Annotated in this window: 9 protein-coding genes; all 9 read left to right on the top strand. The window is 65.6% G+C overall.

Features of this window, described 5'->3' with window-relative positions; translation table 11 throughout:
* Positions 1 to 42 precede the first annotated feature (42 nt).
* From ASE71_RS04225 to ASE71_RS04185, 9 genes are read left to right on the top strand one after another with little or no spacing between them, the layout of a single operon-like run.
* Positions 43 to 690 carry a hypothetical protein gene (locus ASE71_RS04225; RefSeq protein ID WP_060519084.1) on the top strand — a complete coding sequence of 216 codons (648 nt, stop codon included), beginning with the start codon at positions 43 to 45 and terminating at the stop codon, positions 688 to 690.
* A gap of 9 nt (positions 691 to 699) precedes the next feature.
* On the top strand, positions 700 to 1,008 hold the full coding sequence (locus ASE71_RS04220) for a hypothetical protein (protein ID WP_060519086.1): 309 nt from the start codon (positions 700 to 702) through the stop codon (positions 1,006 to 1,008).
* The gene (locus tag ASE71_RS04215; protein WP_060519088.1) at positions 1,005 to 2,177 is read left to right on the top strand and encodes a hypothetical protein; all 1,173 of its coding nucleotides are present in this window, start codon (positions 1,005 to 1,007) and stop codon (positions 2,175 to 2,177) included. Before ASE71_RS04220 ends, ASE71_RS04215 begins: the two co-directional genes overlap by 4 nt.
* A complete protein-coding gene (locus ASE71_RS04210; protein WP_060519090.1) occupies positions 2,174 to 2,686 on the top strand; it encodes a phage baseplate assembly protein V in 513 nt (170 codons plus the stop codon). The genes ASE71_RS04215 and ASE71_RS04210 overlap by 4 nt, the downstream gene beginning before the upstream one ends.
* On the top strand, positions 2,683 to 3,015 hold the full coding sequence (locus tag ASE71_RS04205; protein WP_060519092.1) for a hypothetical protein: 333 nt from the start codon (positions 2,683 to 2,685) through the stop codon (positions 3,013 to 3,015). The genes ASE71_RS04210 and ASE71_RS04205 overlap by 4 nt, the downstream gene beginning before the upstream one ends.
* Positions 3,012 to 3,371 carry a GPW/gp25 family protein gene (locus ASE71_RS04200; RefSeq protein WP_060519094.1) on the top strand — a complete coding sequence of 120 codons (360 nt, stop codon included), beginning with the start codon at positions 3,012 to 3,014 and terminating at the stop codon, positions 3,369 to 3,371. The genes ASE71_RS04205 and ASE71_RS04200 overlap by 4 nt, the downstream gene beginning before the upstream one ends.
* The gene (locus tag ASE71_RS36175) at positions 3,368 to 5,872 is read left to right on the top strand and encodes a hypothetical protein (RefSeq protein ID WP_063891165.1); all 2,505 of its coding nucleotides are present in this window, start codon (positions 3,368 to 3,370) and stop codon (positions 5,870 to 5,872) included. The genes ASE71_RS04200 and ASE71_RS36175 overlap by 4 nt, the downstream gene beginning before the upstream one ends.
* Positions 5,873 to 5,874: 2 nt before the next feature.
* A complete protein-coding gene (locus ASE71_RS04190) occupies positions 5,875 to 8,961 on the top strand; it encodes a putative baseplate assembly protein (protein ID WP_060519098.1) in 3,087 nt (1,028 codons plus the stop codon).
* On the top strand, positions 8,954 to 11,167 hold the full coding sequence (locus ASE71_RS04185) for a hypothetical protein (RefSeq protein ID WP_060519101.1): 2,214 nt from the start codon (positions 8,954 to 8,956) through the stop codon (positions 11,165 to 11,167). The genes ASE71_RS04190 and ASE71_RS04185 overlap by 8 nt, the downstream gene beginning before the upstream one ends.
* The last annotated feature ends 1 nt before the right edge of the window (position 11,168 follow it).

Raw genomic sequence — 11,168 nt, 5'->3', positions numbered from 1 at the left:
CTTCACTGGTTCCACGTCCGGCGTCTCAGATCGGAGCCTGCTATGACGGGTCTAACCATCTCCCCACAAGTCCAGAAAGGCGCTCTTGTCGGGCTTGATCTTTTCAACCCGCTCTCTTCGGTGGCGATCTTCCAGTACAACCCCGACCAGATCACCCGGTCGATCGCGCCGAACTACAGCCAGGCAGGCAACGGGCGGGCGGAACCGTTGCGGCTGGCCGGGCCTCCCACGGAGACGATCAGCGCCAACCTCAAGATGGACCTGATCGACCAGATGGAAGAGGGCGAGAACGGACCTCTGGGCGGCGGCATTTCGGGCTATCTCGCAGCGCTCGAGATGATGGTCTATCCGAAAACCATCGCCGTTGCGATCAACCAGGCGCTGATGCTGGCGGGAACCATGGAGGTGGTGCCGCCGGCCGCACCGCTGACGCTTTTCATCTACGGCTGGAAGCGGGTGGTGCCTGTCAAGATCGAAAGTCTGTCGATCACCGAGACCGCGCACGACCCGGCTTTAAACCCGATCCGCGCCGATGTCGCGGTCTCGATGAAAGTGCTGACCTACAACGATCTGTCGATGACCAACCCGGGCTACTGGGCCTTCCTGACCCATCAGGTGATCAAGGAGACGCTCGCCACCGTCGCAAGCGTCAACAACATCGCCGATGTGGCGGGCAACCTGGATTTCTGAGAGGGCGTGATGATCACAGCAACGAGCCGATACGCCATCGCCACCGAAACCGAATTCACCCGGCCGGACGGCAGCAAAGTGCGCCACATCGTGCCGCCGATCCTGCCGCACCCCGAGGATCACACCGTGGCGCGCCAGCACCGCGTCACCGACAGCGACCGCGCGGATATCATCGCCGCACAGACCTATGGCCAGGCGACCGCCTGGTGGATGATCGCCAATGCCAATTCCGCCGCGCATCCCGACCAGTTGACCGCGGTGCCCGGCGCTCCACTGGTCATTCCGATGCCCGATGCGAGGGGAGGCAGGACCACGTGAGCGCCTTCGGCAACATCCTCGGCATTCGCGTCACGCTGCTTCTGGGCAGGGAGGCCGTCGTGCTGCCCGCACCGCTCGAGGCGATGGAGGCGATCGAAGAGATCGAGGTGCGCCAGGCGATGAAAAAGGACTCAGGCTTCAAGATCACGCTGCTGGCCGGGCGAGAGGGACCGCTTGGCGCATTTGGCCCTCCGTTCGTCAATGATCCCCGGTTCCAGCGCGGAGCACGGGTGGTGGTCGTTGTCTGGAACGGGGTGATGCCGACGCCGATCTTCGACGGGGTGGTGACCAAGACCCAGTACATACCCGGCGAAGGGTCGAATGAAGGCAAGTACCTGATGTTGGGCCGCGACCTGACCTTTGTCATGGACCGCGAAGAGAAACGAGCCCAGCACCCGGCTCAGGACGAAACCGTGATCATGAATGCCATGGCGCTGAAATATGCCACCTACGGCGTGATCCCGGTGATTATGCCGCCGCCGGTGATCGATCCGCCGATCCCGGTCGACCGCACGCCGCAGCAGACCTGCACGGACCTCGGCTATGCCAAGAAGATGGCCAGGCGCCACGGCTACAAGGTGTTCATCGATCCCGGCCCGGCGCCGGGGATCAGCCAGCTCTACTTCGGTCCGGTGCCGCGCCCCGGCCTGCCGCAGAAGCCGATCTCGGTCAATCTGGGGCCAATGTCGGATGCCTACGACGTCACGGTCAACCACGATGGCGAGACCCTGACGGCTGCGCGCGCCAAGGTGCATGACCGCTCCACAGGGCAGGTGGTTTCGCTGGAGATCCCGACCTCCACCAACACGCCGATGTCGGCCCTGTCGGAGGCGCTGACGCAGATGGGCAATATCAAGACGAAGGAGATAGTGACCTCGGGCCTCAACACCGCGCAGGTGCTTGCGCGTCTGATGGCTGAGGTGAACGAACCGGCCGAAAGGGTACTGGAGGTGACCGGCACCATCGACAACACGCGCTACAACGCGGTGCTTAAACCCTACTACGCGGTCGATATCCGCGGCCTGGGGATGATCTACAACGGAACCTATACGGTGGCCGAAGTCAGGCACGTGCTCAAACCCGGTGCCTATACCCAGTCGTTCGCACTTCAGCGCGACGGGCTCTATCCGATCCTGCCGGCCGTCGCACCGGAGGTATCGCCGATATGAGCTGCGAGGACGAAAAATTCTTCGGCAAATACCGCGGCAAGGTTGAGCTCAACATCGACCCCTTGGGCCTTGGCCGGGTGCAGGTCAGCGTGGCTGATGTCATGGGGGATGGCACGCTCGCCTGGGCCATGCCCTGTCTGCCGGGCGCCGGACCGGGCGTTGGCATCTTCGCCATCCCGCCCTCGGGCGCCAATGTCTGGGTCGAGTTCGAGCGCGGCGACCCGGACTATCCAATCTGGTCTGGCGGGTTCTGGGACGCCGGAGACACGCCGGCGGCGATGGGACCGACGCAGGCGCTGACGCGGATCTGGGCGGGCGACAACTTCAAACTGGAGGTGCTCGACGCGCCGGGCATGGGGGAACTCACGCTCAGCATGACCACGGCCATGGGGGATGCCGTGCTGAAGGCGGGGGCGGACGCCATGGAACTGAGCTTTTTCGGATCGACGGTCAAGCTTGGTCCCGATGGGGTCACGATCAACAACGGAAATCTGAAGGTGCTGCCATGACCACGCCGATCGTCACGCAGGGAACCGTCGCCACCTGCCCGCATTCCATCCCGATCACGATCGCGGCGACGGGTGTGAAGCTTTTGATCGACGGCACGCCGGCAGCCCTTCTCGGCGACAAGGGCACGATCGCAGGTTGCCCGTTCACGACGCCCGAACCCAAGCCGCAGCCCTGTCTCATTGCTGAGTTCACCAAGGCGGCCAGCAAGGTGCAGTCGGCCGGCAAGCCGGTGTTGTTGGTCAATCCCGGCGACCTTTGCAAATCCGGCCAGATCCCCAACGGTCCGGTGGTCTGGTCTTCGCCGCAAACCAAGGTTGTCGCGATATGACCTGGTTTTCCTTCCCCTACCGGATCTCAGCCGCCGGAACCACGGCCGAGGCCGACCGCGACCAGCAGATCCGCGACATGATCGAGCAGGTGCTGTTCACGCGCCGCGGCGAGCGGCTCAACCGGCCTGAATTCGGTGCCGGGCTGCACGAGATGGTGTTTTCGGAGAACACGCCGGAGATCGCAGCCGCCGTCCAGCACATGGTCCAGGGGGCGCTTCAGCAATGGCTGGTCGAGGTGATCGAACTGCGTGGTGTGCGGGTTGAGGCCGTGGACAGCCAGTTGCGGGTCACGGTCGTCTACAGCCGCCTCGGCGACGACGAGATTCGCCGCGCCGTGGTGGAGGGCGCGATATGACGAAGTGCAGGTGTCATTGCGGCACGTCGCTGCGCCGGCAGAGGGTTCTGGAAAGCAACGCCGACATGGGCGGCGGGCTTGAGATCAACGGCATCGACTTCGTCGAGGTGTTGGACAGCGGCGCACCGGCTGGCATGGCGCAGAAACTGCTCGACGTAGCTTTCCTCAAACCCGATGGCGTCGCGGCCCTGAACGAGGACAACTTCGCGGTGACAGGCGGAACGCGGGTCAAGGGCATCAAGGTGCTATCGCTGGCGCTGCAGCCGGACGGGTTGACCCAGCGGCTGACCCTGGACCAGGCCGGGGATTTCTCGCCTTATGTGCTGTCGCTGCGGCAAGGGGCGGTGAACGCTGCACCGCCCGCCAATATGGATCGCCAGCTGGCGAGCGTGTGCTTCTCCTTCAAAGTCGAATGCCGCTCGGATTTCGATTGCGCCGACCCTGCACTTTCGGTTCCGGCGCGTCGTCAGGGGCCGCCGACAGATTACCTGACCCGCGATTTCACCGGCTTTCGCACGATGATGCTGGACCGCATGTCTGCCACCATGGCCGACTGGACCGAGCGCAATCCGGCGGACCTGGGCGTGACCCTTGTTGAGGTGCTGGCGGATGCTGCCGACAAGGTGAGCTGGTTTCAGGATGCCATAGGCACCGAAGCGTTCTTCGAGCGCACGCGCTTTCGGCAGTCACTCGTGCGCCACGCCCGGCTGCTCGGCTATCGTCCGGGCGAGGGTTGCAATGCGCGCACAGCCGTCGCCGTGACGGCGGATGTCGACCGGGATGGCGCACCTGACGTGATTGCGCGCGGCACCCGGTTCCTGACCCGCCCAGAGGACCGTGGGCAGCAGCGGCCGACGGTGATCACACCAGAGGCGGAGCTTTTCGAAGACATGGTCCGACGTGGGTCAGTGGTGTTCGAGGCACTGGAACCGCTGAAGTCGCTGCGCGTGGCGCGCAACGATGCGGGCTTCCACGATTGGGGCGACGAGGGCTGCTGCCTCACCAAGGGCGCAACCTCCGCTTTCCTGACGAAGGCTCCCGGCGATCTTGACCTTGCGGCAGGCGATCTTCTTTTGTTGGAGGAGCGCATTCCTTTTGGCGGTAGCACCGAGGATCCGCCGGATCCGACGCACCGCCAGGTCGTGCGTCTGTCGGAAGGCCCCAAGCCTGCAAGTGATCCGATCTTCGGTCTCGCCTTGACTGAGGTGCGCTGGTTCGCCGAAGACGCGTTGAGGTTCGCTCTGCCGATCGGTACCCTCGATGGCAAGCCGATGTCGGTGGCGCGTGGCAATGTTCTATTGGTCGACGAAGGCCGTACCGTCGATCACGGCGACCCCGCGCACGAAGACGAAATCCTCTTGGAAACCCTCTCCACCGACGGCCTGCTGCCAGATGACGGGCCTGGCCAGGTGCTGCGCTACCGGCTGGCCGCCGCAGAAGTGGTACGCGCGCCGCCTTTCGATCCGGAGAGTGCACGCACCGCCTCGGCGGCTGCGTCGCTTTCGCCGGTGGCCGAACCGGTCGCACAGGTCGCGCTCGTCGGCGACGGCGAGATATGGACGACGGTGCCGGACCTTCTGGCGTCGGAGCGTTTCGCGCCGCATGTGGCGGTCGAGGCAGGCACCGTGCCAGGGGCGGCCTATGTGCGCTTCGGCGACGGGGTACTGGGCCGCCGCCCAACCGATGGAGCCGCGTTTGTCGCGCGTATCCGTCACGGCGGCGGTTTGCGCGGCAACATCGGGGCCGGCGCGATCGCCCATGTGGTGACCGGCGACGGCAACGGCATCTTCGCGCTGAGCAACCCTGTCCCGGCAACCGGCGGCATCTTGCCGGAACCACGCACGGCAGTGCATGTTGCCGCGCCACAGGCGTTTCGCGTCTCGCGTCGTGCGGTCACGGCGGCCGACTACGCCGTGGTTGCCGCCCGCCACCCGAGCGTCGAACGAGCCTTCGGGCGCCGCCGCTGGACCGGCAGCTGGCACACGGTCACGCTGGCGCTCGACCTCGTCGGAGGCGGCGAGGTGGACGCTGCAGTCGAGGCCGAGTTGCGCGCGTTCATCGAAGATCATCGGTTGGCGGGCCACGATCTGGAATTTGTCTCGCCGGTCTTCGTACCGCTCGACATCATCCTCTTTGTCTGTGCCGCGCCCAACGCCTATGCGTCGGACATCAACCGCGATCTCCTGGCGCTCTTTTCAAATCGCGATCTGCCGGATGGAACCCGCGGGCTCTTTCATCCGGATGTCCTGGAGTTCGGAGCGGACGTGGCGTTGTCGCCGATGATCGCCCGCGCGATGCGGATCGACGGCGTGTCCTGGATCGGCACCACCGACGAAAGCAACGCGCCGGTGGGCCGTTTTGCCCGGATGGATCAGCCCGGTGTGGACTATGCCGCCGAGGCGATCCTGCCGATCGCCAGCGCCGAGATTGCCCGGCTCGACAACGATCCCAGCCGTCCCGAGAACGGCCGGGTCCGCTTCATCGTGGAAGGGGGCCGCTGATCATGGCAACGCGCGACAAAAGCTCGCCGTGTGGCGGCATCGACCTCGGTCCGTATCGCCCTGCCAACCGTGCGGGGCTTTCACAGGTGGATTACCGGATCACGACCCAGCCCGAGGCGCTGGCGCGAATGCTGCATCTTCTGCCGCGACACGGGGTGATAGACCCGGAGACCGGTGCCGAACTCCAGCCAATGGAGGCGTTGAGGACGCGCGACCTTCGCGATCCGACGATCAGCCTACTCGACGCCTGGGCCATGGCCTGCGACGTGGTGTCCTTCTATTCGGAGCGCATCGCCAACGAAGGTTTCATCGGGACCGCCACCCAGCGCCGTTCGGTGCTCGAATTGGCGCGGATGATCGGCTATGAGCTCGCCCCCGGCGTGGCGTCCAGCGCCCATCTGGCATTCTCGGTCGAGGACACGGACAATCCCTATCGCGTGGTCCAGATCGGTATCGGTGTGCAGGCGATGTCGATTCCGCACGAGAAGGGCAAACTGCCGCAGATCTTCGAAACGGTCGAAGAGATCACCGCACGCGCCGAATGGAACAACATTCACGCCCGAACCGAGCGTCCTCAGAACCTGGTGCTCTACAACAACCTCGAAAGTGATGGGGACACAGCCAACGGCACGCTCTACCTCTTCGATCTGGACAACTCCTTCGACGACGCCACATTGGCCGATCCTGACCTCGTTACCATTGCTGCCGAGGCGGATCTGGAACACTACCACCCGATGACCCGACGGCTCGATCTGCCCGCCGCGCTGGCGAAACGTATCGAGGACAACGAAACGAACGAAGAGATCGACCCGGTGCTCTACGCGCTGCCGGTGAACGAGGTCTGCCTTACGGGGCTCGGGCTCAACCTGCGCAAGGGCACCCGGTTGTTGGCGGTGGCGCAGGCGGCGAGCGATGGCGCGCCGGTCACGGTCATACCGATGCGGGTGGTATCGGCCACCGAGGACCGAGCCTTCGGCCTGACGAAAGTCGTTTTGACGCGCAGCGGCCACGCGCCCGAGAAGGTGCGCCGCGCACCGCCCTTCCGGCTCGCGAAACTGCTGATCGGCATCATGCCCTCGATGCGCATCGCGCTGGGCACTCAGGCGATCGAGACGCATGTGCGCGGCCGGACCTGGTCGGGAGACGGGCTCTCGGCGCTGGTGCAATCCCAATCCTGGCAGCGCGCCAAAATCATGACGCTGGTTCGCCTGCTGGTCTTGCCGCCGCCGGAGAAGGACGATGGCGAGGTGCCGGCACTCGGCCTGCATGTCATGCGCGACAGTTCCGGGTTCTTCGGCAGTACTGCGCCGCTCCACGCCACGGTGAATTATGGCACCAAGGCCGATGGGACCTATGACAAGGGTCCCTATACCCACAACTGGGATGGGGCCACGGGCGGATCACCCAACACGATCTGGCTGGACGGGATGGGGGCAAAGTACATCGACAAGGGCGCCTCCCACGTCTACCTCGACCGCGAGCTGAAGGAATTGCAGCCCAACGGCTGGGCGATCATCGAGAACGCCGCGGGCGGGTCTCTCGGTTTGCGGGTCGTGCATGCGGCGGCGGAATCACGGGCGGACTACGCAATCACGGGAAAGTCGACCGGCGTGGGGTTCCGCACCGCCAATGGCGGACTGTTGGAGCTCGGCGGCACCGACTCGACCACAATCTACAATTCCTTCCTGTTTCGGGGTTCGCAGATCCATGCGGTCAGCGCGCATCTTCCGCTTGCCGGTGTGCCGCTGTCGCCGGAGCTGCCGCACAGGTCCACCTCGGTCGAGCTGGACCGGCTTTATCTTGATCTCGAACGCGGACGGCCCGTTTCGCTTTCCGGCGCACGCAACGATGCCGAGGGCATCACCGGGCGCGAGACCCATATCATCGACGAGGTCCAGCATATCGACGGGATCACGCGGCTGGTGCTGACCGGCGAGACCGCCTGGCCCTATGACCGCACCACCGTGCGCATCAACGCAAATGTCGCGCTCGCCACCCATGGCGAGGCGGTGGCCGAAGACCTCGGGAATGGCGACGCCCGGCTGACGTTCCAGACCTTCACGCTGAAGAAGCCGCCGCTCACTTACGTTTCAGCCGCAAACGAGGCCGGTCGCGCCTCGACCCTGAAGATCCGTATCGACGGTGCGCTCTGGCAGGAGGTGACGGCACTGGGCCAGGCCGGGCCGGAGGACCCCGTCTACGAGGTGCGCCTGTCCGACGACGGCAAGGCGCATGTGCGCTTCGGTGACGGCCGGACCGGGCGTCGCCTGCCCACCGGCTTGCTGAACGTAAAGGCGGAGTACCGCAGCGGCATCGGCCGCGCCGGCGAAGTGCCGGAAGAGGCGATCAGTCAGCTGAGAACCCGGCCGCTCGGTGTGCGCGCAGTGGTGAACCCGTCGCCCGCAACAGGCTCGGCCGATCCCGAGACGCTGGATAGCGCGCGCGAAACCGCACCGGGCACGGTCAAGACCCTCGGGCGCATCGTCTCGCTCACCGACTACGCCGATTTTGCGCGTAGTTTTGCCGGCATCGGCAAGGCCCAGGCGTGCGAGCTGTGGTCAGGGCAGAACAAGGTGATCCATGTCACGGTGGCCCCTGAAGCGGACGCCGAGCTCACGGCAAGCGATCCGCTGATGTCCAACCTTGCCGATGCAATGGCCAAGGCGCGCGATCCTGCACGTCCCCTGATCTTGCAACCCTACGCGCGCCGGTTCTTTGCCCTGACGGCCAAGATTTATCCCGATCCGACCTACCGCGCCGAGGACGTCAAGCTCTGGGCGCGCCAGCAGATCGAGGCGCTTTTCGGTTACGACGCGCGCAAGCTCGCCCAATCGGTGAGTGCTGCCGAGGTCATTGCCGCGCTGCATCGGGCGCGCGGTGTCGTATCGGTCGATCTCGACGCGCTCGAGGTGCTGCTCGACGGCTCTACCACCGGTTCTGTGGCTGCTGATCTGTCCTCGGTGCTGCCCTCGCTCCCAGCCGTCGGGCCGGGCCAGCGCGGGCAGCGCCACGACTTTGCCCCGGCGCAATTGCTGACCGTGCTGCCGTCGGCGGTCAGCCTGACGATGATGGAGACCGCAAATGTATAATCGCGCGACCGGCAACCTTTTCGAACGGCTGCCCAGCCATTTCCGCACGCGCGATGCCGAAGAGGGTCGTGCTCTTCAGGCGCTGATGGAGATCATGGCACAGGAGCTGGTCATCCTGGAGCGCGACATAGACCAGCTCTACGACGACTGGTTCGTCGAGACCTGCGAGCCGTGGGCACTGCCCTACATCGCTGCGCTGATCGGCGCCCGGCCGATGCGCGAGATCGGGTCCGACCAGATAGGGCTTCTGCGCGGATACGTCGCCAATGTGCTGCGCAACCGGCAGGCAAAAGGCACCGCCGCGGCGATCGAGCAGGTGGCGCGCGAAGTGTCCGGATGGTCGGTGGTGGCGGTCGAATTCTTCCAGAGGCTTGCGACCTCGCAGCATATGAACCATGTGCGACCGGCTGCACCGGGCTTTGCCGACCTGCGCAACACCGCGCGCTGCCGCGCCAGCCGGTCGCCGTTCTCAACGATGGCGCATTCGCCGGCCGCCGGGCAGCCGGGCGCCTATTCCGGGCGCTACAACATTCCGCATCTGGGGCTGTTCATTTGGCGGCGCGCGGCGGCACCGATCTGGCCTGTGGAAAATCCAGCCGCTGGGTACCTGGGCGGGGCCGTTCCGCGTCCCGATGCACCGGATCCGGGGCTTTTGACCTTTGATCCGCTGGGACGCGACCTGCCGTTGGTCAACCGCCCGGCGGCCGACCTGAGCGTGGGTGCGCGGATGACCGCGCGCACCGTGCCTGCGACATTGTCTCGTGATGAGGTCTTCGCCGCGCTCAACGCTGCCCGCGCAGACGGCGCCACTCCGGGCCGCTGGTTTGAGGAAAGCCCGCCGTTCCGGGTGCGTCTGGACGGCGCGGAGGTGTCGCCTGAAAAGCTCTTCTGCTGCAATCTGGAAAAGGCCGAAAACGGCACCTGGCGGCGGCCGGCCGTGGCTGGCACGGTGATGATCGACCCTGAGCTCGGCCGGATCTCGCTGCACGCTTCGGACGAGGGCAAGGCGGTCGAGACCGGTTTTGCCACCGGGCAGCCCTTCGATATCGGCGGCGGCGCCTATGACCGGCGGTCGAGCCTTGAGAAATGGCTGCCCGATCTCGTAGTGCCCGGCGAGGCGCCGCCCTGGCAGATCGGCGTGACGAAGGTGGCGGGCCATGTGACCGACAACCCGCTTCAGGGTGGGCCGGTGGTCGCGAGCCTGCGCGATGCGGTCGACCGCTGGAATGCCCAGGCCACCGCGGGCTCGCGCGGGATCATCGCGGTGATGGACAACGCCACCTATGTCGAGGCGTTGAACGCCACCCATGCAATCACGTTGCCGAAAGGCGCAACGCTGGCGATTGTGGCTGCCGCCTGGCCGGTGGTGGAGGAGCCGGGCGGGGTGCGTCGCCGCTTTGCGGGCCAATTGTCGCCGATGCACCGGCGGCCTCTTGTTCTGGCGCCGGCGATGATCGATGCGGCGGATGCGGGCGACGACCCGGCCGGCTCGCTGGTGATCGACGGATTGGTGATCACCGGCAATCTCACCGCCCGGCCTGGGGGCGATCTGGGGGCACTCCGGCTTTACAATTGCACGGTCGGCGCCTCGGGCGCGGCGCTGGACTATTCGGTGCGTGCCACCACCGAGAATGCCAGGATGGGCCTGGTCCTCGACCGCTGCATTGTCGGCAAGGTGGAGCTACCGCAGGCGACAGGCGCGATCGAGATCACGCGATCGATCATCGGGGAGGATCAGAGCGCCGGTGGCGGCGGGGCAGGGGCTGGCGCCTTGGTGCTGCGCGTGCCGCTCATGGACATGAGCTGCAGCGGCAGTACCGTCCTTGGCCGCACCACCTGCCGCAGCCTGCAGGCGGAAAACAGCATCCTCACTGGGCGGATCACCGTCGAGCACCGGCAGAGCGGCTGCGTCCGGTTCTGCTATGTCGACGAGACCTCGGTCTTGCCGCGCCGCTACCGCTGCGTGCCGCGTGCGAGCGACGACCCCAAGCCGCGGCCGGTCTTCGTCTCGACCCGTTTTCAGGATCCCGAATTCGGACTCTTAAGCCTGCGCACGCCACAGGCCATCCTCGAAGGGGCCGAGGATGGCATGGAGATGGGAGTGGGCTACGCCAACCGCGACCCCGCCCGCCGCGCCAACATCCGCGATGCCATCGAGGAATTTGCGCCATTCGGCCTTGTTCCGGGCTTCATTTACATGAGTTAGG

Origin of the sequence: Ensifer sp. Root954 (assembly GCF_001429005.1) — a bacterium.
Lineage (GTDB): Bacteria > Pseudomonadota > Alphaproteobacteria > Rhizobiales > Rhizobiaceae > Ensifer > Ensifer adhaerens.
This window is presented reverse-complemented; position numbering and strand designations above follow the sequence as displayed.

Coding starts and splice junctions, on each gene's coding strand:
- ASE71_RS04200 (WP_060519094.1), top strand. CDS start 3,012: ATGACCTGGTTTTCCTTCCCCTACCGGATCTCAGCCGCCGGAACCACG.
- ASE71_RS04210 (WP_060519090.1), top strand. CDS start 2,174: ATGAGCTGCGAGGACGAAAAATTCTTCGGCAAATACCGCGGCAAGGTT.
- ASE71_RS04185 (WP_060519101.1), top strand. CDS start 8,954: ATGTATAATCGCGCGACCGGCAACCTTTTCGAACGGCTGCCCAGCCAT.
- ASE71_RS04220 (WP_060519086.1), top strand. CDS start 700: ATGATCACAGCAACGAGCCGATACGCCATCGCCACCGAAACCGAATTC.
- ASE71_RS04205 (WP_060519092.1), top strand. CDS start 2,683: ATGACCACGCCGATCGTCACGCAGGGAACCGTCGCCACCTGCCCGCAT.
- ASE71_RS36175 (WP_063891165.1), top strand. CDS start 3,368: ATGACGAAGTGCAGGTGTCATTGCGGCACGTCGCTGCGCCGGCAGAGG.
- ASE71_RS04190 (WP_060519098.1), top strand. CDS start 5,875: ATGGCAACGCGCGACAAAAGCTCGCCGTGTGGCGGCATCGACCTCGGT.
- ASE71_RS04225 (WP_060519084.1), top strand. CDS start 43: ATGACGGGTCTAACCATCTCCCCACAAGTCCAGAAAGGCGCTCTTGTC.